The following is a 22,274-nucleotide window of genomic DNA, read 5'->3' as shown; positions in this document are numbered from 1 at the left end:
CCGACTTGCTGGACAATGGCGGCCAGACAGTCTGGCTCGAAGGAAAAGGCAGTAAGTGTTGTTCGGCAACCGTCCTAAGAGGCTGTCACCGCTGCTCGTCGATCGAGTCCCCACTTGTGTCAGAGACTAGACGACGATGTCACAGGCTCCATCACATCTTCACCGTTTCCACGTCTTACGGTTTCCCTTATCTAGACAGTGCCGATATTGGAATAGGCCATTTGGCAGATATTAGTCATGGTGTTTCTCAATCCATCCGAGTATATCACGAGAAGGAATTAGGAAGTAGCCAATTCCGAGTTAGCCTATTCTGAAATAGGCTATCTGGAAGTATTATTCTCCAGTGGGAGAGAGTAGACACATGGAACGCTTCGTGGATCGGGAACAGGAACTCTCACGGGTGCGTGGATGTTACGAATCCGACGACGCTGAGATGGTCGTTATTTTTGGTCGGCGACGACTCGGGAAGACACAGCTCGTCCAGCACTCGCTTTCCGACCGGGACGACGCCGTCGTCTACCAAGCCACGGAGACCACGTCACAGATACAACTTGACGAGTTCGTCGATGTTGCGGCCGACACGTTTCCTGGGATTACGGAGATCAAACAGAACTGGGAGTCCTTCTTGGGGTATCTCGGCGACCACGACGGAATTGTGGTCCTTGACGAATTCCCCTACCTCATCGATGCTGACGAAAGCCTTCCTTCGGTTATTCAGCGGCTGTGGGACCAACGCTTCCAGAACACCTCGGGTACGCTCATTCTGGTTTGAGAACCACCATCAATGCCGGCTGAGTAACAGACCGAGAATCCCGGAGAAGGACCGAGTGTCGTCGTCGAATGCTTGAGCAACGGTAGTGCGGAGCTCGTCATGACCACAGATACTGATGCAGGGAGAGGATCGTCGCCGCACTCTCAGCGAATGGCTTCGAAGATCGCGGCCGATCCAAAAATGGATACGGATTAATTGACGAGATCGTCTGACCCCTAGACAGCGCAATAGTACTGCCTGTTAGAGGTTATCCAGGTAATCTCACCGTTGCTCCATCTTTTCGCGCTTTGTCCGGCGGTCGTAGTGCTGTTCCAACATGACAAACGAGGTCCTATCCAGCCCCGGCCCAAACCATGATTTGCAGCGACACCATGACAGACTGCGAAGATAGTACTGGAACCGGCGTATCGAGACGCAACTCCCTCAAGGTCGGTGGTGTGACGTTATCTGCGCTGTCGTTCGCCTCCGTAGGTAGCGCCGACGGGGCCGAGAACGACTCGTCACGCACAGGCGACTCCGGCCAGCCCGGGCAGTCGCTAGGCCGTGTTTTGATAAAGGACGGGACCATCGTCACCGTCGACCCCGACATCGGCGTCCTACACGACGCCGACCTGTTCGTCCAAGACGGACGGATCGAGCGAATCGACGACCACATTGAGGCACCCGCCGCCGAGGTTATCGATGCCAGCGATTCTATCGTCCTGCCCGGATTCGTCAACGCGCACCTCCACACGTGGGAGGCGGGCGTTCGCGGCATCGCCGGCAACTGGTCATTCCTCCAGTATCTGGAGAAGATGCTCGGGAACATCAGCAGTCACTACCGGCCCAGAGACGCCTACCTCGGAAATCTCTTCGGGGCCGTCGAGCAACTGAACGCTGGCGCGACGACGGTTCTGGACTGGTTCCACATCGCGAACTCGCCGGGACACACCAACCGCGCGATAGACGGATTGGAGGACGCGGGTATCCGTGCGGTGTTCGCGCACGGGCCGCCCGGTGACGACAGCGCGAAGTGGTGGCAGAACAGCGCGGTACCGCACCCGGACGACATTCGGCGACTCCACCGCGAGCGCTTCCCCGCCAACGACGGTCTGCTCACGCTCGCGATGGGCATCCGCGGTCCGGACTACTCGACGGACGAAGTCGTCGCCCACGACATCGAACTCGCACGCGAGCTTGGTATCCCCGCGTCGATGCACATCGGTTCGCTCGGTCCCGGCGGAGTGACCACCCTCAAAGAGCTTGGACTGCTGGGAGACGATCTGAACTACGTCCACGCCAATCGACTCACAGAGGAGGAGTTCGAGCTGATCGGGAAGTCCGGCGGGTCGCTGTCGACCTCCCCGGAAGTTGAGATGCAGATGGGCATGGGTATGCCAGCGCTCCGGAAGGCGTTGGACGCGGGAGCGACTCCGTCCGTGGGCGTGGACATCGTCTCGAACGTCAGCGGCGACATGTTCACGCAGACGCGGATGGCGCTGCAGGTCCAGCGGGCGCTCGACAACCAGCCGACCGTCGAGAAGAACAAACAGATCAAGACCGTCTCGCTGAAGGCACGACGCGCGCTCGAACTTGCGACCATCGACGGTGCCCGTGCACTCGGACTGGAGGACGAAATCGGGTCGCTAACCCCCGGCAAGCGCGCGGACATCACGCTCATCCGGACGGACGACATCAACACGTCGCCGGTCCACGATCCCGTCCAGACGGCGGTCTTCCAGGCGGAGGTTGCGAACGTCGATACGGTACTCGTCGACGGCAACGTCGTCAAGCGCGACGGGACGTTGTACAACGCCACCGCACGGCGGCGTCAGGACCAGCTCGTGCAGTCTGGTCGGCGTGTCCTCCGCGAGAGCGGCATGTTGTATGAGTAGGACTACACCTCCCGCGAATCCGTGCGTTGCATAGACCGACAACCAGCCCTCCCGTGAGAGGGTCCTCGCCTGTGCCACCACCTCTCTCTCAATTCTGTTCTCACGCGCTTCGACATCGAGTCCACAGTGTCGAGTTTACGCGACGACCGGACGCGTCACAGACAAAAGATTGACATCCTCCTCCGGCTTCCTCCGGAGGAGATGTCAAAAATCGAGATGTCCCGTGAGATCTGCAGACAGCACGACGTTGCCACCGAGTCGCTTAGCCTCAAACAAGCCTCGTGCGCTTCACTCCTCTTCGTTGGGGTTGCCATCTCCTCGCTGTAGTGGCTCCGACTCACCCGTTTGGAACGGGTGGTTCTCCTTGATCGGATCCAAGGGGACCACCACAGGACCGTGGTCGGTCTCAATGACCTCCGAGTCGATATCGAAAACATCTTCAAGGAGGTCATCGGTCACGACCGCCTCAGCCGGACCGTGGGCATAGATTTCGCCCTCTGTGAGCGCGACAATGTTGTCGGCATAGCGTGCCGCCTGCGAGATATCGTGTAGGACGAGTACGACCGTCGTCTCACTCTCATCGCGGAGCGTCTCCACAACGCTCATCACTTCTAGTTGATGACGGGGGTCGAGGAACGTCGTTGGCTCGTCCAAAAGGAGGACATCTGTATCCTGAGCGAGTACCATCGCGATCCAGACGAGTTGCGTCTGTCCGCCGCTGAGCGTGCCAACCTCACGGTCGCGGAGATGCTCGACGCCGGCCATCGAAATCGCCTCGTCGACGGCTTCCTCGTCGCTGTCGGTCTGAGATTCAAAGAATCCCTGGTGGGGGTAGCGTCCGCGCTCGACGAGTTCCTCAACGCTGATGGTGTCGGGTGCGGTGTTCTGCTGGGAGAGCCGACCGATCTTCCGCGCAAGTTCCTTCGATTCGAACGAGTCCACACGCCGGCCATCCAGCAGGACATGGCCGTCATCGGGTTCCAGTCGGTTCGCAAGCCCTTTCAGCAGTGTCGACTTGCCGCTGCCGTTCGGGCCGATAAGCGCGGTTACCTCACCCTCGGGGACGGCGAGCGTCTGGCCGTCGATGACTGGCTCGTCGGCGTTTGGATACCCGACGACAAGTTCGTCCGCATTGAGGGCCGGTGACGCCATCTCGTCCACGCCAGCACCCGGTAATTCGCGGCTCGTTACACGCTCGCTTGACTTCGCATTCTCCTGCATTACACTTCACCCAAATTCTCGGTCTTCCGCATCAGATAGAGGAAGTACGGCCCACCGACTAGTCCCGTGATGATACCAACCGGGAGTTGAATGGGGTTGAGTGCGAGGCGCGCGCCCACATCGGCACCGACCAGCAGCGCCGGCCCAAGAAACAAACACCCGAGCAGGAGCCGTCGCGAGTCACCACCGACAATGTTCCGCACCATATGTGGAACAATGAGCCCGACGAAGCCGATGAGACCCGCGACCGAGATAGCGGCCGCTGTCGACAGTACGGCGATACCAGCGACCGCGAACCGCATCTTCTCAACAGGCATCCCAAGGGAGTCTGCGGTCTCCTCGCCAAGCGCGAGCACGTCCAACTCTTTGGTCACTACGAACGCGAGCGTGAGCGCCAATAGCGTGAACGGAAGTGCGATACGGACCTCACCCCAGTCGGTATTCAGCAGCGACCCGGAGAGCCACGCCTGCGCCGACATTACGGTGCTGAGGTCGTCGATGAAAAAGAACAGTGCGCGCTGTACCGAACCGAAGATCGTGCCGACGATGACACCCGCCAGTACAAGCCGGACGGGACTTGTACCGTTCTTCCACGCGATGACGTACACCAGCAGGAAGGCCGCGCCGCCACCGATCGCCGCGATCACTGGCACAAAGGGAAGGAACTCGGAGAACGCCGTTAGGACGACCAGTACGACGAGCCCGGCGCCATCGCTGACGCCAAGGATGTAGGGGCTGGCGAGCTCGTTCCGGGTGATAATCTGGAAGATGGCGCCGGAGACGGCAAGATTCGCACCGACGAGCACGCCGACGAAGATGCGCGGCAGGCGGATGTTCCAGACGATGTGCTGTTGCAGGGTGAACCACTCGGGGTTGTCAGCACCGAGCAGGAACGCCCGCCACGCTTCGAAGCTGAACAGGATGCCAGGGTCGAAAACTGCCCCCCACGCTTCTCCGAGGGTCAGCGGGAACGCGCCGAAGCTCACTTGAAGGAGTGTCGCTCCGACCAACACTGCGATGCTCCCAAGCGCGACGCCTGCCAGCGTCGAACTGGCGTACCAACGGCTAGCTGCCACTCGGCAGTCTGCAAGCCGGTCGAACAGTTCCGCCATCGGTCCTACAGATCCCCGTTGACGATGTTAATGAGGCGCTGGCGGTCGAAGAGCTGCTCGTCCTCCGGAACGTCACCGACGGGACCGGGCCACTCGCCGAACTCGTCGGGGTAGACCTGCTTTGCGACGGCCTCGGTGGAGAACATGTCGACGATAGGGCCCATGTACTGGCCGCCACTCCGGATGACGTTGCCGTTCTGGACGGCACCGAGCTGCTGGCCGTTCTCGTTGTTCTCGAACGGCTCAATGACGGTGTTCACGAACTCCTCGTGGGTCGCGTGCATGAGTGCGCCGACAGCGCCGATGTAGTCGGGGTCAGCGCGGAGCAGTTCCTCGTAGCCGATCGGGCCGTCCGGGTACTGTCCCTCGAAGGCGTCCTGCATACCGAGCCGATAGTAGGACTTGGTGTTGTTGGCGAGGCGGTGTAGGGGCGCGATGCGGAACCGACCGGAATCGGGGCTAACGCCCTGCCAAATGGCGGCGACTGTGGGACGGTCGCCCTCCGGTGGGAGCCCGTCCTCGATGGTGCTCATAAGGTCGTCGTGGAGAGACTGCCAGGCCAGGAACTGCTGTTGGCGCTGGAAAATCTTCGCGACCTTCTCGAAGGCCTCGTACATTGTGTACGGGTTCGGTTCGTCCTTGAACGCAATCTGGGGGGCAAATCGGAGTGTCGTGCCGAGGAAGGGGCCGGTCTGGGATTCGATGTTCTCGAAGTCGGAGTCATCCCAGTTGACGAAGTTACCGATGTTGTCTCGGGAGATGAGCCAGACGTCGGCATCGGCGGCGTAGAAGTTCTCCTTGTCGTAGCCGGACTCGGCGTCGCTGGCGATCATGGTGATTTGACTCTCGTCGAACCCGAGGTCGAGGAGGTCATAGAACTTCAGCGGAGCGCGTTCGAGGCCGGTGGTCGCCGTCGGGTGGATGCCGAGTGCCATCCCCATGTCGATGAAGGGGCTGGTACCGACGCCATACGTTTCGGGCACCGCTTCAAATGTGTAGGGATCGTTAGGTTTCATATGGACCGTGTACGGTTCTGTACTTGTCGACTGGTCCGTTCCGTCCGTTCCATTGCCGTTGTTTCCAGCACAGCCGGCGAGACCGGCGGCGATGAGACTAGCACTATTCGCGAGTATCTGGCGTCGACGTGCCATAGTTCTTAGGCTCCCCTAAAACAACTTATTGATGCCCACTGTTCGATTCGACCCAGTGTGAACGATGTTCACGGCATGTAACGGGTCACATGCCGTGTTCACTCGGATCAGTCCACGTCGCTCGTCCGCTCAGCAAGCGGCACCGCACGATCACTGTACTCACCAATTACCCGATTGGCCCACGCTACTACGTCGGAATGGGAACACGAGATGATGTCGAATCCGGTCTCGTGATCCCGATCGACGGTGAAAAATACAGTTTCGCCGTCGATGAGGTCGACGGTACAGGGGACACGTTCATCGAGACTGAAATATACTGTCGAATCGGCCTGCGACTCGAGTTCTCGCAACTTTGTGTGCAGAGACGAGTCTCCCACTATCGTTTCAGTGACATTCGAATCGAAGATGACGTGCACCTCGGGTTCACTCCCGTTCTGGATGGCCTGTTCGTACCCATACACTGGGAGTGAGGTGAACGTCCTAACGAGTGACTCACACGAGGAGCTACCTTTGATGGCATTGGCAAGAGTACGGGTAGCTGCGAGCGGGTCTTCACTCTTCCCATGGATGTGTTCGCCGTTGGCGAGGCAACGGAGGTCGAAGTCAAACCAGTCGGTCGGGAGTCGCGAAATTAGGTTAGGGTAGGTTTGCCCGACCATTATTGTTCCTTGAAGCCTAACGAGGTCCCGGTAAACAGTTTCACCAAAGGAGGTTAGTTCGTATCCCCCCTCGGAATTTCTTCGGTGGATGAGTGCCCGGTCCTCGAGGTCACCTAGAATGCGGCTCAAGGTTACTCGAGTCGCGTCTAACTGCTTGCGCAGCTCCTCGCGGGAACTGGCACCGTCTGCTAATAGATTGAGCACGTGAAAGCGGTGTTCCGAGCGAGTAAGGAACGCGACGTATTCGACTGTGGTCTCAGCAAGCTGATCCTCCCCCTTAGACTTTATCTCCTTCCCTGAGTACTCAGCTGTCATATGATGTCTGTTGTTTAGGCTGGCCTAAATCCTTTTCAATCCAGATTTGTTATAGCTTAGGCCAGAGCGGCCATTCAGTCGTTTCCTAAGGTCCATCTCCGAACCCGCCGCGCCCCGCAGGCCGCTGAATACGACACCGGCACTATCTGTGGATACTAAAGCTACGAATGAAATTTAGATACCGTTACCGAAACTTGTAGAAATAGCCGGCGAGCAGAGGATCTACCTCCCGCTGGCGTGACATCATATCTCGATTCTGATGAAACCTAACCGTCGAAAAGCACTCATATCTGATGTTCACAAGACCGTACAGAGCAGAGCTAGAAGCTACGTTCCGATTCGGAACCTCACCTCGATCTCGTCTGGTCCTGTGACCGCGATGCCATTCTCTGTCTCAGTTATCGGATACTGACTGTCATCGATTCGGGCTTGAATTACGTCGAGTGCCTCTGTGTCGGGAAGGAGCACTTCGAACCAGGAGAGGCCTCTGCCGCCGACTGGCCCGGACCGATGATTCCACGTGTTCGCACCGATGTGGTGGTGGTAGCCACCAGCGGACACGAACACTGCGCCTGGCTCATCCACTTGTAACTCGAACCCGACGGTGTCCATATAGAATTCACGGAACGCCTCCAGCGAGGATACCTCGAGGTGAACGTGCCCAATGTCCGTTCCAGCGGGGAGTCCTGCGTCACCAGCGGCAGCACTTTCCACCGCTTCAAGATCGAGGGGATACGTTCCCATACGAACGCTCCCGTCATCGCTGCGAGGCCAGTCCTCACGAGGACGATCTCGGTAGATCTCGATGCCGTTGTCCTCCGGGTCAGTCAGGTACAGTGCCTCGCTGACACCGTGGTTGGACGCGCCGCCGAGCTGCCAGTGCTCCCGAATGCGAGCTAACGCGTCACCCAGCGCCTCACGCGAGGGGACCCGAAACGCGTTGTGAAAGAGCCCAGCAGCTGACCTGTGTCGTTGGAGTCCATCTCCCTCCCCCTCCAAGATGAGGAGAGAGGTGTCCTCGACACCGAGAACGGAACTGGTGTTGGAGCGATGGAGCACATCGAGCCCAACGACATCCCGGTAGAACTCAGTCATCTTTCCGAGGTCGTTGACGCGGAGTGCGGTCCGTCCGATACGTGTTTGCTGGGGGAGTACGTCTGTAGTTATTGGTGTCATTATGGGAACATGAGCGCTATTTATCTGTCTGTGGCCCTCGACTGAGACGAGTCACGGATGCGGTCCTCTTGGTCGGACAATGTCTGTTCGATCGAAAGCGCTCCAGGACCACTCAAGACAAGCGCTACTGCCATCAAGGTCAGCACGAGCGTCAATTCGATACCATTACTCGAGGCCGGATACCCGTTGGGAAGGTGGTACAGCACTGTGGCGACGAACATGTCGATGGCAATCAACGCGCCCGTGATTCGAACGGCCAAGCCGACCAGTAGTAAGATACCACCAATAAGTTCGAGGAGACCGACGCCCCATGCCATAATCGTGGGAAGCGGAACGCCGAGACTCGCCAAGAAGCCTGCGAAGCCCGAGATACCCATCGCTTTCGGTCCGATCGAGAAGACTTTGCCGACGCCTGCGACAAGCATCGTAATCCCAAGGGCTAGTCGGATGAAAACTGGACTCCACCGCGCAGTCGTCTCGGATTGGCGTTCCGTCAAGTGTTGTAGTTCCATTACATCACCTGGTTGGACTTCAAACCGCTTAATAGCTCAGGCAACGAGAGTGTAACCAAGTAATGACTACCCAACCACCCGACGGTGATACGGAGGAAAAGACCGACGCTGAACAGCAAAATTCGGACCTCTGCAACGTCGTTGGAGCAGTCGAAGAGATAGGAACCGAGTGGAAACTTATTACCCTCCATAACTTACGAGACGGAGAAAAGCGGTTCAACGAACTCAAACGGTCAACAGGGGCGAGTTCCTACACACTGTCTCGTGTCCTCGATGACTTGGAGGAGAAGGGATTCATTGACAACCGCAAGGAGTTGGAGTCGCCAGTCGCCAGTTACTACTCGCTGACCGAGAAGGGGGGCGACCTCTGTCCCGTGTTCGAGGCATTAGATGGCTGGGGAGCTGAATGGCTTGAATAGACCGAACTGTCCAAAAGAAGGATACCCGGACAGCGACATTGACGATATGAGGGTGATCGTATTGCCAAATGGTGAGGTGGAAACGGCATATCCGCTTAGTGGCCCAGCAGTCAAGCGGTGGGTGCCGGAACTGAACGACGGAGAAGGAGGGTTTGTTGACACAGCATGACCGGAACCCCACCTTCGGCGACCGCGACGATCACGTTCCACTACGACTCGGAGTACCGGCAGAGAGTTTCCGAGAAGCAAAATCCGGACGGATGGATCGAGGTCTCGATAGCGGTCGGCGAGACGTACATATGGGGTGGTTCCGACGGCGGCGTGACGGGATTCGCATGTGGAATCGTCCTTAACCTACTCGACTCGGTAGATGCGGTACTCTCTGATGAGCGCTACATAATCGAGTTCGAATTCGGACCATCTTGGATGGTAGTCGAACCGTGGGACGACGAAGCGGTCAACGTGGCGAAAAGTTCGACCTTGATGGGTGCTCGAAACCCGGACGACCGCCTCGATATTGACACCTCCCGACCTGTATTAAAAGATGCGTGGATCGAGGAAGTCGTAGAAACTGCTCGAGACTTTCACGATACAGTTATCGAGATGAATCCGAACCTGCGGACTCGGGACGTGATGGAGCAAATTCGGGAAAATCGCCAGGGCTGAAAAGCTCAGAAGCAACACCGATCGAGCCTCGTAGAAGACGTGGCTCGGGAGGGTCAACGATGCGACTGCTACCCGGATGCTCGCCGGCTACGGCGAGGCCGATCATCTCCGCCGAATGAACGAACTGCTGGACTACGGCGACATAGACCAGGCCGACGCCCAGCGGATGATAGAGATACTCGAGACGAAGGATACCGATACCTTAACTCAGCCCTCGCCAAACAAGCGCATATCAGGGACTCTGTGCGGACATCGAACGCGTCGAAGACGACTCCGGAGACAAAGCCGATATACTCGGCCGAACGCTCGAGGACATCCCGGCTGATGCGACGCGCGACGAGCAGATGGTCTCCGCACTGCTCCACGAGGACATCCCAGCGTCGTTCGTTCGACTTGACGATCCAGACGGCCAGAAAATCGTTACGAACGTGATGAACCTCGATGTCGAGACGAACAAACACGACTTGCTCGTCTCGCTCGGTCGCGTCGCTCAACTCGCGAAATTCGACGACGAGGAGGACCTCGAGTGTCCGGACGAAATCCGACAGCGGGCCCGAACCCTTGCGGAACAGGCCGAGGAGCGCGGCGTCACGACGGGCGTCCATCCGGCCGGGTTCGCAGCGGCCTGCCTCTACAAGGCCGGTCGCGAGGAGGGCCGATGGCTGACGCAATCCGAGATTGCAGGAGCCGCTACCATCTCAACGACAACGATTTGGACCCATCGAGACGCACTACAACAACTGGACGAGAAGCATATAATAGCCACCAAGGGCGAACAGAGAAGCGAAGAGCATCTGCAGAAAGCAGAGGTTAGATAAGCGCCCTCCCAGAGGATATCGATGATGGACGAGGAACCGGGGTCAATCAGCTATTTGTCGGCTGGTGACATTCGTGACATCCACGAGTTGATCGTGGAGTCAAATGCAGACACCACGGCGGGCATCTCTTCACCAGGTGATATCGAATATACCGTCGAACATATCCAAGAAGGCCATTTCGGTCAGGTTCCCGAGTCGCTCCACGAGAAGGCATTTCAATTACTTCGGCTCATTGCGGCGAATCATCCATTCGTCGATGGCAACAAGCGAACGGCGCTCATGTCGACCCGCATTTTCTACGCGCTGAATGGCCGCCGCTTTGACTACGATCGAGAGGTCAAAAAGATACTCAAGGCGCTCGCCACAGATGAGGGTAGTGTCGATGAGGACAACGTGATCGAGTATCTACGAGCGCACACAGAGCCGCTTGCTCCGGAGTACGAGGCGACCATCAACCTGTGGCTGGCACATATTGAAGGCACAGACCAGCTACCGACGGGGCACGACATAGCCGACCAGGAATCCAACGAACCGAACGATTATGACGACGACGCCCATAGTGAGGAGTAAGGATGGCCGCTGAAAGTGAGCAGCCCGAGATTCCCGATGAGATGTCCCCCGAGGAGGCACGGCAGTATCTCATCCGGTTCCTCGGACGCCAAGACCTCGACGAGCACGAGGAAATCTACGACGAACTCGCGACTGAGTAGGACTGCCTCCAAGCTGCGGGTACTATACCAATTACGCCGGCCATTCGGGCAATACTGGTCTTCCATCCTCCAACGAATCGCCTCTACTGCCGACAGGAACTGCTGTAGTCAATCATCTGTTCCTAACCCGGTCGCCGGCGAATGGCGCCACCTGTTCGGGCCCGAGGGAACCGACGCCCCGCTGTACGTTCGGAACGACGTCAACTTCTACGACTGCCGACTCGACGCTGAGGCCACAACCACGCTCCCCTCACAGCCGGGTTGGCACACCTACCTGTACGTCTTCGACGGCGCCGTCGAGGTCGGCGATGAAACGGTCGAGTTCACCGAGAGCGCACTCGTGACCGGCGGCAACGACGTGGCCGTCACTGCGACCGAGGACGCCACCATCGTCGCCTTCAGCATCAAGCCCGACGCGCCGGTCACCCGCCAAGGCACCATCGGCCGCTAAGATACCGTCGTACCGACTGCAGGGAGTGTTTTTTGCGCCCCCAGAGAGCGCGAGGGCTCCATCGAGAGTCCTCAGAGGTGACTGCCTGTGAGTCAACAACAGAGTCCCAACAACATCTCGATCGACGAGGTCCCGGTCGATATCGACACCACGCAAGCAGACGAGATCAATCCCGCCGACGTCCCCGATGAAATCGAGTCCATCACCCGTGGGCTCGCCGGTGAGCAGCCGCCGACGAATCCCATAGTGGTTCTCAAAGCGGCTCGCTGGTGGTATCTACACGGCAAGGGCGGGACAGATCCCCCCTTCCAGTGGGCCATCGAGTGGGCGCGTCACCTTGCGACCGACACGCCTAGCGACGTCGAGCGGTTCGACGAGTTCCTCGAGTACCTCGTCACGGTCGGCTTCGCTGACGAACGCCACGAACTCCGCTAACCGACTGACTCGGTTTTTGAACGCCCCAGAGGGGTGCGGCGCGGTCTGAACAGACGCAGTCGCCGTGAATTCGATTCGGTGAACACGATGTCCACGACCAGAGACTCGTCGGTCTCCTTCGACCAGACCGACACGCGATCCGACGAGATGAACAGCACTATCGAACAGTGGATCGACGAACTCGTCGCCGGCGTCGACGACGCGCAGGCCAGCGAAGAGTTCCAAGAGTGGCTCGACGTCCAGAGTCGCTTCCACGACTACTCCTACCGGAACACGCTCCTCATCACCAGTGGCCCTGCGGAAGCCGTCGCTCCCGACGGTGGCCGAACGGGCGACGTTCGCGACCGACTGGTCGTCGACGAGGACGCAGCGTCACAGGACGATCTCGAGCCCCGCACGAAGCAGGCCGTCGCCGAAGCGATGGACGTCTCACTCCTCTCGAAAGGTGGCCGCTACGAGGTACAGTCCGCGTCCGGCAACAGGTACGAAGTCGACGTCATCGACGAATCGTGTACCTGTCCCGACTGGCAGCAGCGCTCACCCGAAGGCGGCTGCAAGCACCTGCGTCGCGTCGATCACGAAATCAAACGGGGCCGGGTCCCGCGACCGGATGGTCGTCTCCCAGCTGGTGCGGACTGATCTTGATTAACCAACAAACCGCCCTATTCACTTCTGTCGTTGGTTAAGAATAAGTCGCTATCTCACCCGCCGTCACGGGAGTTCTTCTGTCACGTCAACGAGTTGCTCCTCAGTCTGCCAGCGATACAGCCGCCCCTCGCGTTCGAACAGCTCGAAGACGCCGTCCTGCATCCAGCCGAAGGGGTGCTCCTCATCCTCGTACACCCGCTTGAGAACATGGCTCTTCGCGAAGAACTCGGTCGTGCCTACGAGGAGCCCCTGTTCGACGAGAAAATCACTCGGTTCCTTCTCGGCGACACCGACGAGGTAGGTCACGATGTCAGCGATCAGGCAAAACTTCTGGATGCTGTTATCCCACTCCCCGCGGATGTCGACCATCCGGAAGGCGTAAGCGTCCTGGCGGCGGTTGAGCCGGTCCACAACGAGGTTCAGCCGGCGAATCGGCTCCCGGTCGTAGTTCCCGAGCACGAAGTACGAGCGCTCGTTTTCATAGACGGGAGTCAGTTCGCTCAGGGCGTGGAGGATCTCCTCATTGTCGGCCAGCGAGATCTCTTCGTCATCGAGTTGGTCCTTCGCACTGGTAAGGACCTCTTCAGGGACGGGCGGCTCCTCGTCGGACATATTCAACTCCTCTCCGCGTTGTGCGATATGGTTTACGGAGTAAATCACCTACTCAATCGAGCGTAGTTTACTCCAGAGTGGTTTACTCAAGGGTAAACTACTTGCCGCCAGGCCGTGTATCGTCTCGTATGAGTACCGACCTGGGGACTGCCGACAGGATGGAATCCCGCGAACTCGTCCACTTCGTCACTCAGCAGACGCGGTTCGCGCTGATCAACAACATCCTCCAGCATCCCGAGCAGCTACCCTCAATGTACGAGCTCGAGGAGCTCAACCCCAGCGTGAGCGACGCGACCGTCTACAAGCACGTCCAGAAACTCATCGACGCCGGCATCGTCAAGGAGGTCGCTCTGGATGACGATCAGCGCCGGCAGGGCTACCCCTGGAAGTTCTACGGCCTCACGGCGGAGGGACGAGAGTTCCTAGAGGAACACAACCTGCTCGCCGCAGAGGAGACCCTCCAGCAGATCTACGACACCATCTCAGACAAGCCCGAAAAGATGGTTAAGTACGAGAAGGCTCCCCGTCCGGAAGAAGCGTAACTCCCGAAATTCTTTCCAAATGAGCACTCGATCAGGATTCAATTTTGTAATCTGCCGCTAGCTCCTGGAACTCCTCCCACTCCGGGAGCCGGTCGTCGTCGACCTCCCCGTGCGTCTCGAGGTAACGGAGCAAGGCGTCGATTTCGTCTTCGAGGCCATACTTCGCCGCCTGCTCTCGGAGGTCCTCCTCGTCGACGTCGACGTGACTGAGCAGAAGGAGACAGTACGAGCGGTGGCGGCTGCCGTCGTCGATTAACAGCGTGTGACAGCAGAGCTCCGCCGGCGAGACTGCGTCGAGATCCTCGGAGTAGACGTAGTAGCGCTGGCCGGTGAGCAGGAACTGGAGGTCGAAGGCCGCGAATCGAGCGAGCCCGGTTTCGTGGAACTCCGCCGCGTCGATCTCCGTCTCGACCTGGGCGAGGAATTCGTCGTAGTCCTCCCAGAGAATCGTCCCCTTCGGGGCAACGGCTTCGAGACGGTGGCGATGTAGATGGTGTGAGAGTTCCCGGGCAAACTCGTGGAGGCGGTCGAAATCGACGTTGAAGTCATAGCGGCCGTCGGCCGTCCCGACGAGACCACGATCGCCAAACCGCTTGAGGACGCGGTTGACCGTGTTGCGGTAGTTGTCGCTCTGGTCGGCGGTCTCGGAGACGGTTCGCGGCTGGTCGAGGTAGTACAACACCTCGAGTGCCTTGCCGGTCAGTAGCTCGGGGAAGTCGATGTGGGAGTGCTGGCGGACGAGGTCCTGATAGAGTTCGACGGCGCGAGCATCCGACGGGACGACTCGTTTTCGTCGCCCGTCGCGTTCCGTGTAGACGAGTCCCTTCTCGACGAGGTCGCCGACGGCACGGGAGAGGTAGCTCTCGCTGTGGTCGAGCTTCGTCGCGAGGTCGGAGATCGTGTCGCCGCGGTCAACCGTGGCGAGGACCTCAAGTTCGATGCGCCGGAGCACGGTGTAACATAGTACGAAACTTGTATATAAAGGAGTTTCGAGTAGTGTTACAGACCGAGAGGGACAAGAGCTTGCCCCATCGTCTTAACCAACAAAACTATGCGTAGAGAGTCCGTGTTGGTTAACTCGGAGAGAGTCGATGTCCTACGAACCACCGTCCCCACCGGCGAACCTCCCAACGGAGATCGTCAACACGCTCAACGAAGCCACATCGGAGCATCTTCGGGACGTTGCCAGCTACGCCGAGGCGTTGGCCGAATACAAGGAGCGTGAAGCTCGTCTCGAGGAGGAAGCGGACAACGCCGACGTCGAGGAACGCCCTAATGACCTCCCAGACGACGTGCCGGCGAAGGCGACGATCACGATTAAGGAGATCAACGACAACCGCTACTACTACTGGCAGTGGCGGGAAGGCGATTCGGTGACGTCGAAGTACAAAGGGCCGGTGAATCCCGACGAGTAGACGAGATGGAACTGTAGCCTGATGTTCGTTTCAACATGATTCGGAGCGTAGCAGATGGCACCCCCCCAGAGTGTGAATGGGATCGGTTTACCCGACACCCCTCGGTGTGAATGGACTACCAACCGCTACTCTCTAACGAGACTTCACGCCGAGAGAAGACAGAGCAACACGTGGATAGATTACGCCTCGTTTACCCCCACACCCCTCAGTGTGAATGGTCCCCCATAGGATACGACGGTTGTAGAGATAGAGCGGGAGTTGAAGAAGCAGGCTTGTTCGTCTGAAGAACCTAGTACGGCACGGAGAGCGGCTTACACGTTCTACCGCGGTAGCTGAGCCGACCCGCTACTGCACCGCACCGCAGCTGTAGTTATCTTTATTATACCCCAGTCCAAATAGTCCCTCAAGTTGGTATATCCTGAAAGGCGAGGCCTTGTGCCGAAGCCGAAGGTTCGCTGCTGAGGCGAGAACCCTCCCTACGGCGTGAGGACTTCTGCTGCTAAGGGCTTCTTAATCGCGGTACCCTGGGTGGTAGACCATCCTGATTGGCTAAGCGACGAAGGAGATACCTGCTATATTTTGATTCGACTCGAGTACGACCACGAGGCGATGCTGGACCACTATAGCGAAGTCGAGATCGAAGAGAAACGAGAACAGTTTCGGGAGCGAATGGATGAAATGGAAGAATGAAAGTAACATCCCTTGCCGGTTACGGAGGATAGATACAGGCGAACAAGGTAACAAACGACATCGCTCTCAGTCAGTAAATTCTCGTCCCTAGATTCTTCTCGTCAAATTTCGGGCCTTTTCTCACGATCTATTCATCTTTGTTCCATCTCACCAGCCCTTTTTCCTGCGCAGTGACATCTGCGCGACTCAGTTCGTGACTACGACGCTCCTCGAGGTGCTCTTGAATCCGTTCGAACTGATCGGCTTTGCTCCCGCGGAGTGAAACATCGATGCGCATCGTGTGTTAGTCGAAGGGGTGTTTGATTCGGACGTGATCGCTCCCATAGTGCGTACTCTCGAGCGTCCACTCGCGTGAATCGATGCGTCTGAGGGTGGTATCGTCCGAGTAGATTCACTTGGAGCCGATCGTGTTGTCCTGGTTGTCAGTGTAGCGCCGAAGCGTGAGAGGTTCGCCGTCGACGAGGAGTTCATCGGAAAGCGTTCGGGGACACGTCTCGGCGTCGGCCTTGTGGACGTCGGCGGGATATTCGACGATCCCGCGGACTTTGCCGAGATCGTTCCTACTGCCGAAGCCGCCGAGCATCGACCAGTACCAGCCCGTGGTGTTCGGGCCCCGAGTGAGTCGAATCGCTCTCGCGAAGGCGATCGCGAGGAGATTCCGGTCGTGGTAGACTTCGTCGATTTGCTTCTCGTCAGTCGGTGGCGGGTTGTTTGCGCCCATGGTCAGATGGGTCTCTCGAGCGAGTGATAGCGGCTGGGAATATCATAGTCTCGTACTAGTGAGACCAATGTTTAAACAGTTTCAGGACCAGTTAGGAACGTAGCCATTCCGATCCATCAGTTGACACAAGTTGGTCGTACGTCGGGCAGTGTTGTACTCCCAAAAGCGAACTTTGGGCGCTTGGATTGGTCGACGACGAAGGGAACGTGAAAGATCAGCCAGTGCGGGTGACGCAGACAGATGCAGGGACGTGGGAAGTTTCCGTTATTGATCCGGAAGACTACCCCACGCCATAGAAGTCGATATTTCCCACTCTATAGCACCATTGGCAACCAAAAGGGATGATCGTTGGAACTTTTATCTCTACCAACCCCATAGGCATTCACGGCAACTATGTCGCTACAAGAAACTGTCCGCGATATCCGTGAACAGTACGATATTCCGGACAACGAGCGGCTTCGGGAACTAGCGCGGTCGAACGCACATCTTCGTGATTGATCGTTTTATCTTTCCAGTTGGGCAGTCATCCTATAGCTGAGATTTGCCTGTCAGCTACTGGGCGAAACTTCTTAGCCGCTGCATACACGATGCATACATATGAGTACGTCCATCCGCGTCTCGGACGAGACGAAAGCAAAACTCGATCGACTCAAGCGCGACGACGAGAGTTTCGACGAGTTGCTCGAGCGACTGGCGAGCGACGAAGAGCCGATCACTGTCGGTGCATGGGATTCGGACACCGCCGACCGAGCCCGCGACGCTATCGATCGATCCCGTGAAAGCTTCGAGCGATGACGTTTCTCGATTCGTCGGTCATCATCGATATGCTCGAGGGTGTCGATGAAACTGTCGCGTTCGTCGAATCACAAGACGAACCGTATCTCACGTCGGCGATCTGTGTCTACGAGGTCCTCGCCGGAAGGCTCGGCAGCGGCGACACCGATCTCCGGGCGGAGCGCCAGCACTTCGGCGGCGTCCATTCACTCGAGTTCAACGAGGAGATCGCGCTCGAGGCAGCTCAGCTGCAGGACGAACTCCTCACCGATGGCGACCGGATGGCCGTTCGCGATTTGATGATCGCGGCGACCGCCCGCTCGACCGGCGATCAACTCGTCGTTGCGGATTCGGACTTTCAGACGGCCACCCTCGAGTCCAAAATGCGAGTGACGAATCTTCGCGACGACTGAACCCGGTCCTCGAGGACAGCGATAAGTATAGATGCGTACCTATCGGAGACGCTCTCTGGAATCCAGTCCAAAGGTTCTTATCACAGCAAGTATTAATTACTGAACATGTCGGATATGCCCTCCCGTCGCACTATTTTCGGCCTGATAGCGGCGAGCGGAATCGGAGGGGTTGTCGGGTGTAGCGATGTGATTAGCTCAGAGAAACCCGCGCACACTGTGAGTGTCTATTTGCATAATCGAGACGCTGTCCGCGATGTCACCGTCGCGATCAAAGAGGACGATGGAGCGGTCGTGTTCGAACGGGATTACTCCCTTTCCGACGACAATGAAGCTCATGAGGACGCAACGTTCCCCGAGACAACCGACCCGCATACCGTCGTCGTGACTGTCGATGGAAAACGGTTCGAACAGCCGTGGCCGGAATTCGATGATCCGAACAGTCAGTGTTCTAAAGGAAACTGGGAAGGTATCGAAGTCTGGATTAAGGGTGATCCGGAGGAATCTCCGTCTGTTCTTTTAGCGGGGAATTGCCAACATGTTACGCTCGATGAATGACGATATCTGTCAAAAGATCGAACACCATTTCTGAACGTCGTTCTATACACATCCTATACTTACCACAAGTACTGTGTCCGCGAAGCCGGTCCTCGAGGACAGCGATAAGTACAGGCCAAGGCGTTACTGGAGCGGCGACCCACATCCCGGCTAAATATCAGAAACGACCTACTGAACAAGGCCCAGAGAATCCAGTCAGAAAAGATCTATCTTCTTTCAAATGCGCCTCTAAGCAGAACGATCTGGTGGTTATATGCTTAATCCACAAACATAGGCCAGATATTCTGATAAATAGGGAAATTTTGGTGCAATTGACCATCAAATAGTCAAGATCATTGGCTAGCTGTTTATATAACTACATGTGGGACTGAACCTTGGTCAATATGACCCGAATACAAGTTGAAGAGGGAGTAGAGCTGTTCGTTCAGGATTGGGGGTCAGGTACTCCGGTCGTGTTCGTTCATGGATGGCCTCTGAGCCACAGAATGTTCGAATACCAGTACATCCAACTCCCGAGGGAGGACATTCGGTGTATCGGTATCGATCTCCGTGGCTACGGACAGTCGAGTAAACCGTGGAGTGACTACGGCTTCGATCTGTTCGCTGACGATCTTAAGACGGTTCTCGACGAACTTGATATCGATGACGTAACACTCGCGGGTTTTTCGATGGGTGGGGGAGTCGTCACCCGGTATATGAGTCGGCATAACGAAGAACACGTGTCAAAACTGGCGCTGCTTGGTGCTGCGTGCCCCGTTCTAACCGAGAAACCCGACTTTCCGGAAGGCGTCGATGAAGCCGCGTTCATGGACCTTGCCGAGGGATGCTATGAGGACCGGGCGAAAGTAAGCAGTGAGTTCGGTGATTCGTTGTTTCACTCCGCCCCGAGTCCCGAGCTGAAAGATTGGCTCTGGAACATGAGCATGGAATCGTCGCCGCAGGCCATGGCTGATTCAATCGAAGCGGTCGCGAAGATGGATCTTCGTTCCGACCTCGCAGACATCTCTGTTCCGACGCTCATCTGTCACGGTGTCCACGATCAGGCATGTCCGTTCGAGCTGACGGCGGAGAAGCTCCACGACGGAATCGAAAACACGGAGCTCGTTCCCTTCGAGGAGAGTAGTCATGCACTCTTCTACGAGGAAAAAGAGAAACTCAACCAAGAACTGACTGAATTCTGTAAATAGCTCTAAATAAACGTTAGAGCCAACAGAATCGGCCTCGTCATATTTTATTACCAACGTAAACCCACTAATCCACCGGAAACAGGGTTGTGAGAGATACGCGCTCTGCGTTCAATACAATTCTTATAATATACTCATATCTGATAGAAGTTACAGCGATAAGTTCGCATCTGTACTTACCACAAGTACTGTGTCCGCGAAGCCGGTCATCGAGAATATTTTGAGGTATATGGAGCACTCTACAACATTGGACCCAGGTATTCATCCTAATCTGTTGGGACGAAGTTGAGGATCGCGGACAACGATTAGAGAGACATCTTGTTCCGCGATGCAGCTTTTTGCTTGAAGTGTGAGTTGAATTCGTCATCACCATAACTACATGCACTTGTTGATGAGAGTGCATCAGGACAGTAATCGAATAAGCTACGGGCCTAAACAGCTAACAGAATGCATAGTAGCTTCATCGGACAGGGATTCGGAATTCAAAGCGAATCGACTGGAGAGATAGTCAATGTCGAAGAATCGGCAATAGAAAATCCACCCATCACCATTGGTGAAGCAGTAATATCCTCTCTCACAGAACCAGCGTTCCACTCTGCCCAGTTTGTTGTTGCGTACGCGACCAGTTCCGGTATCGGCTACCTGACTGAGGCACTTGAGAAAGAAGACAGCGTTAGTGATGTTGTCTTCTACATTGGAGTCGATGGTGAAGCTACGACAAAACAGGCGTTAGAAGGATTGCTTGCTTCTAAGATTCAGACATCGGTGTTCCGAGTAAATCGGCCCGAGGTAGAATATCACCCAAAGGTGTATCTCTTTCAGGGGGATGAGAAAACGCGAGCTATAGTTGGCTCAGCAAATGCAACGGACTCTGGTTTCCGGAGCAATATTGAGGCTGGCCTCGTGTATGAAGTAGACACTCACGATACAGACGGAAGCCACGTTTTCGAAGATATTGAGAGAACTCTAATTGCGTCGGTTCGAAAAGGGAGCAGGGAGTTGGACGAAATCCTTCTGAATCAGCTAATTGAGGAAGAAAGGATAGGCAATGAGGCATCGTGTTCCTTTGGGGATACCAATGACGTATCGGCACTGTCTAGTTTAGCACCTCCGCTGGCGGTTGTTTGTTGAGTGATTGGTGCGGTCGCTGTGTGTTATAGTAGTGGACAAACTGTTCAAGCCATTCTCTGACGCTGGCCCGACTGCCAACCCATGAGTTGTGGAAGCGGTCGATCCGCATTTTGAGGGTGTGAAACCATTTTTCGATGTGGTTTCGATCGACGTAGTTGAGGTGACCGCTCAATCCTATTCGAGAAAGAGCAGTCAGATAGCCAGCACCATCGACGAGAAACTCAGCGTCGGAGAGATCGTGTTTCTGGGTGAGTCCATGCAGAAACGCAGCAGCTGGATCGGTGCCTCGCCGTCCAAAGAGCGCGACGTCGAGAATGAGTTTCGTGTCGAGGTCTATTGCAGCGTACTGCCAAGATCGGTCACCGTTAATCCTGACAGCGGTTTCATCAACCGCGGCCCGCGACGGCTGCGCCGTCCTCAGAACGCTTTGCGTTCTGATGGGCCGCACGAGAGCGTGGCTCTCGTGGACGTCGGCGGGTCTGGTACACTGTCAGCTAGCCGATGTACCCAGTGCCAGATCGCTTGATGAGAGCGTTCAACGCCGAGTGAGCGGAGAATTGCTTGTGTCTCTCGAAGCGAACAACCGGTTGCGTGGAGCCGGACGGCGAACGCCCTGACGGGCGTCGCCGTCCGCTCACGCTTCCAGCATTCATCAAATTCCGCCGCGTAGCTCTCGCTGAGCAGGTCTGCGAGCATTGATCCAAACTACTCTACGACCTGCTCACTCCTCAAACTGCGCTAACTAGACGGTGCCTCCGTTGGAAAACAGTCATCTACATCGGATATAGGGTGGGAACCACTTACGAATCCGTTACGTCAGGCGTTTTTCTTCGCAAACACGGGGTGATCACGGTGACGCTCGAGATTTCACTACAGAGATACCAAGAGCCGTTTGGATTCGGACAAGATCTCGGCCAATTCAAATTTCATATCCAACAGGAATATGTGGGGGAGAACTGATGTTAAAACATGGTCCAGATCGTACTTTCATGGCCGGTGGCAATTTTGCTTGCTCTCCTCGGTGCTGCATGGATCTATTCCGATGGTCAAAAGCGGGATATGGAGTCTGCCGAGATGTGGGCTGTCGGGTTCTTTATCGGGATGTTTATCCCACCTATTATCGGCGCGGTGATTGTCGGAATAGCGTACCTCTTGAAGCGGAAACCGAGGAACGGCTCCCCGCAGTCTGTTGAGCACTACAGATAGTCGTCTCCCAGGAGACTGCTTTGTTGGAAAACAACTTATCAGCCTACCTTCCGCGTAGCCTCCCGAATGGAAGGAGCTGTTTTAGTCGGAGA

Annotated in this window: 23 protein-coding genes and 5 pseudogenes; 18 read left to right on the top strand and 10 right to left on the bottom strand. The window is 56.7% G+C overall.

Annotation, left to right across the window (positions count from 1 at the left end; all coding sequences use genetic code 11):
• Positions 1 to 361 precede the first annotated feature (361 nt).
• Both ACJ70B_RS19575 and ACJ70B_RS19570 read left to right on the top strand, forming a co-directional pair.
• Positions 362 to 769: pseudogene (locus ACJ70B_RS19575) on the top strand (AAA family ATPase); the annotation flags it as partial.
• Positions 770 to 1,143: 374 nt separating this feature from the next.
• Positions 1,144 to 2,646 carry an amidohydrolase family protein gene (locus tag ACJ70B_RS19570; RefSeq protein WP_408960666.1) on the top strand — a complete coding sequence of 501 codons (1,503 nt, stop codon included), beginning with the start codon at positions 1,144 to 1,146 and terminating at the stop codon, positions 2,644 to 2,646.
• Between the two features lie 288 nt (positions 2,647 to 2,934).
• On the opposite strand, the gene ACJ70B_RS19565 is transcribed toward ACJ70B_RS19570, so the two are convergent.
• The 6 genes from ACJ70B_RS19565 to ACJ70B_RS19540 form a co-directional block, all read right to left on the bottom strand.
• A complete protein-coding gene (locus ACJ70B_RS19565) occupies positions 2,935 to 3,867 on the bottom strand; it encodes an ABC transporter ATP-binding protein (protein ID WP_408960665.1) in 933 nt (310 codons plus the stop codon).
• Positions 3,867 to 4,979: a FecCD family ABC transporter permease gene (locus ACJ70B_RS19560; RefSeq protein WP_408960664.1), complete on the bottom strand. Its 1,113-nt coding sequence runs from the start codon at positions 4,977 to 4,979 to the stop codon at positions 3,867 to 3,869. Before ACJ70B_RS19560 ends, ACJ70B_RS19565 begins: the two co-directional genes overlap by 1 nt.
• A 5-nt stretch (positions 4,980 to 4,984) precedes the next feature.
• Positions 4,985 to 6,130, bottom strand: a complete 1,146-nt coding sequence (locus ACJ70B_RS19555) for an ABC transporter substrate-binding protein (protein ID WP_408960663.1) — start codon at positions 6,128 to 6,130, stop codon at positions 4,985 to 4,987.
• A gap of 107 nt (positions 6,131 to 6,237) precedes the next feature.
• Positions 6,238 to 7,104 (bottom strand): helix-turn-helix transcriptional regulator, encoded by an 867-nt coding sequence (locus tag ACJ70B_RS19550; protein WP_408960662.1) that lies wholly within the window; start codon positions 7,102 to 7,104, stop codon positions 6,238 to 6,240.
• A gap of 327 nt (positions 7,105 to 7,431) precedes the next feature.
• Positions 7,432 to 8,280: a VOC family protein gene (locus ACJ70B_RS19545; RefSeq protein WP_408960661.1), complete on the bottom strand. Its 849-nt coding sequence runs from the start codon at positions 8,278 to 8,280 to the stop codon at positions 7,432 to 7,434.
• A gap of 20 nt (positions 8,281 to 8,300) precedes the next feature.
• Positions 8,301 to 8,705 (bottom strand): DoxX family protein, encoded by a 405-nt coding sequence (locus ACJ70B_RS19540; RefSeq protein ID WP_408960698.1) that lies wholly within the window; start codon positions 8,703 to 8,705, stop codon positions 8,301 to 8,303.
• Between the two features lie 149 nt (positions 8,706 to 8,854).
• On the opposite strand from ACJ70B_RS19540, the gene ACJ70B_RS19535 reads away from it, so the two are divergent.
• The 8 genes and pseudogenes from ACJ70B_RS19535 to ACJ70B_RS19500 all read left to right on the top strand — a co-directional run.
• Positions 8,855 to 9,211, top strand: a complete 357-nt coding sequence (locus ACJ70B_RS19535; RefSeq protein WP_408960660.1) for a winged helix-turn-helix transcriptional regulator — start codon at positions 8,855 to 8,857, stop codon at positions 9,209 to 9,211.
• A gap of 321 nt (positions 9,212 to 9,532) precedes the next feature.
• Positions 9,533 to 9,877, top strand: a complete 345-nt coding sequence (locus ACJ70B_RS19530) for a hypothetical protein (protein WP_408960659.1) — start codon at positions 9,533 to 9,535, stop codon at positions 9,875 to 9,877.
• A gap of 518 nt (positions 9,878 to 10,395) precedes the next feature.
• A pseudogene (locus tag ACJ70B_RS19525) lies at positions 10,396 to 10,695 on the top strand (hypothetical protein); the annotation flags it as partial.
• Positions 10,696 to 10,719: 24 nt separating this feature from the next.
• Positions 10,720 to 11,265 (top strand): type II toxin-antitoxin system death-on-curing family toxin, encoded by a 546-nt coding sequence (locus ACJ70B_RS19520; protein WP_408960697.1) that lies wholly within the window; start codon positions 10,720 to 10,722, stop codon positions 11,263 to 11,265.
• 2 nt (positions 11,266 to 11,267) lie between these two features.
• The gene (locus ACJ70B_RS19515; protein ID WP_188879674.1) at positions 11,268 to 11,405 is read left to right on the top strand and encodes a hypothetical protein; all 138 of its coding nucleotides are present in this window, start codon (positions 11,268 to 11,270) and stop codon (positions 11,403 to 11,405) included.
• Between the two features lie 127 nt (positions 11,406 to 11,532).
• Positions 11,533 to 11,856: pseudogene (locus tag ACJ70B_RS19510) on the top strand (pirin-like C-terminal cupin domain-containing protein); the annotation flags it as partial.
• A gap of 87 nt (positions 11,857 to 11,943) precedes the next feature.
• Positions 11,944 to 12,291, top strand: coding sequence for a hypothetical protein (locus ACJ70B_RS19505; RefSeq protein ID WP_408960658.1), 348 nt, complete (start codon positions 11,944 to 11,946; stop codon positions 12,289 to 12,291).
• A 288-nt stretch (positions 12,292 to 12,579) separates the two neighbouring features.
• Positions 12,580 to 12,930: pseudogene (locus tag ACJ70B_RS19500) on the top strand (hypothetical protein); the annotation flags it as partial.
• A gap of 72 nt (positions 12,931 to 13,002) precedes the next feature.
• On the opposite strand, the gene ACJ70B_RS19495 reads toward ACJ70B_RS19500, so the two are convergent.
• Positions 13,003 to 13,551, bottom strand: coding sequence for a hypothetical protein (locus ACJ70B_RS19495; protein WP_408960657.1), 549 nt, complete (start codon positions 13,549 to 13,551; stop codon positions 13,003 to 13,005).
• A gap of 128 nt (positions 13,552 to 13,679) precedes the next feature.
• Between ACJ70B_RS19495 and ACJ70B_RS19490 the strand changes: the two genes are divergently transcribed.
• Positions 13,680 to 14,093, top strand: a complete 414-nt coding sequence (locus tag ACJ70B_RS19490; RefSeq protein WP_408960656.1) for a PadR family transcriptional regulator — start codon at positions 13,680 to 13,682, stop codon at positions 14,091 to 14,093.
• A gap of 31 nt (positions 14,094 to 14,124) precedes the next feature.
• Here the strand turns inward: ACJ70B_RS19490 and ACJ70B_RS19485 are convergent, their stop codons facing one another.
• Positions 14,125 to 15,045 (bottom strand): helix-turn-helix transcriptional regulator, encoded by a 921-nt coding sequence (locus ACJ70B_RS19485; RefSeq protein WP_408960655.1) that lies wholly within the window; start codon positions 15,043 to 15,045, stop codon positions 14,125 to 14,127.
• 139 nt (positions 15,046 to 15,184) lie between these two features.
• Here ACJ70B_RS19485 and ACJ70B_RS19480 point away from each other — a divergent pair, with 139 nt between their 5' ends.
• Complete coding sequence (locus ACJ70B_RS19480) at positions 15,185 to 15,508, top strand: hypothetical protein (RefSeq protein ID WP_408960654.1); 324 nt, start codon at positions 15,185 to 15,187, stop codon at positions 15,506 to 15,508.
• A gap of 1,081 nt (positions 15,509 to 16,589) precedes the next feature.
• Here the strand turns inward: ACJ70B_RS19480 and ACJ70B_RS19475 are convergent.
• Positions 16,590 to 16,919 (bottom strand): hypothetical protein, encoded by a 330-nt coding sequence (locus ACJ70B_RS19475; RefSeq protein ID WP_408960653.1) that lies wholly within the window; start codon positions 16,917 to 16,919, stop codon positions 16,590 to 16,592.
• A 597-nt stretch (positions 16,920 to 17,516) separates the two neighbouring features.
• Between ACJ70B_RS19475 and ACJ70B_RS19470 the strand changes: the two genes are divergently transcribed.
• From ACJ70B_RS19470 to ACJ70B_RS19450, 5 genes are all read left to right on the top strand, one after another.
• Positions 17,517 to 17,714: an antitoxin VapB family protein gene (locus tag ACJ70B_RS19470; protein WP_076146299.1), complete on the top strand. Its 198-nt coding sequence runs from the start codon at positions 17,517 to 17,519 to the stop codon at positions 17,712 to 17,714.
• The gene (locus ACJ70B_RS19465; protein ID WP_408960652.1) at positions 17,711 to 18,106 is read left to right on the top strand and encodes a PIN domain-containing protein; all 396 of its coding nucleotides are present in this window, start codon (positions 17,711 to 17,713) and stop codon (positions 18,104 to 18,106) included. The genes ACJ70B_RS19470 and ACJ70B_RS19465 overlap by 4 nt, the downstream gene beginning before the upstream one ends.
• Before the next feature lie 105 nt (positions 18,107 to 18,211).
• Positions 18,212 to 18,661 (top strand): hypothetical protein, encoded by a 450-nt coding sequence (locus tag ACJ70B_RS19460; protein WP_408960651.1) that lies wholly within the window; start codon positions 18,212 to 18,214, stop codon positions 18,659 to 18,661.
• Positions 18,662 to 19,044: 383 nt separating this feature from the next.
• Positions 19,045 to 19,848, top strand: a complete 804-nt coding sequence (locus ACJ70B_RS19455; protein WP_408960650.1) for an alpha/beta fold hydrolase — start codon at positions 19,045 to 19,047, stop codon at positions 19,846 to 19,848.
• Positions 19,849 to 20,292: 444 nt separating this feature from the next.
• Positions 20,293 to 20,976, top strand: a complete 684-nt coding sequence (locus ACJ70B_RS19450; RefSeq protein WP_408960649.1) for a phospholipase D family protein — start codon at positions 20,293 to 20,295, stop codon at positions 20,974 to 20,976.
• Here ACJ70B_RS19450 and ACJ70B_RS19445 read toward each other — a convergent pair.
• Positions 20,942 to 21,672, bottom strand: a pseudogene (locus ACJ70B_RS19445) (IS6 family transposase). The gene ACJ70B_RS19450 and the pseudogene ACJ70B_RS19445 overlap by 35 nt on opposite strands.
• Positions 21,673 to 21,945: 273 nt before the next feature.
• Between ACJ70B_RS19445 and ACJ70B_RS19440 the strand changes: the two are divergent.
• Complete coding sequence (locus ACJ70B_RS19440) at positions 21,946 to 22,182, top strand: hypothetical protein (protein WP_408960648.1); 237 nt, start codon at positions 21,946 to 21,948, stop codon at positions 22,180 to 22,182.
• Positions 22,183 to 22,274 lie beyond the last annotated feature (92 nt).

The sequence above is a fragment of the Natrinema sp. 74 genome (assembly GCF_046097095.1).
GTDB lineage: Archaea > Halobacteriota > Halobacteria > Halobacteriales > Natrialbaceae > Natrinema.
The sequence above is the reverse complement of the archived record's forward strand: the minus strand, read 5'-3'. Positions and strand labels throughout refer to the sequence as shown.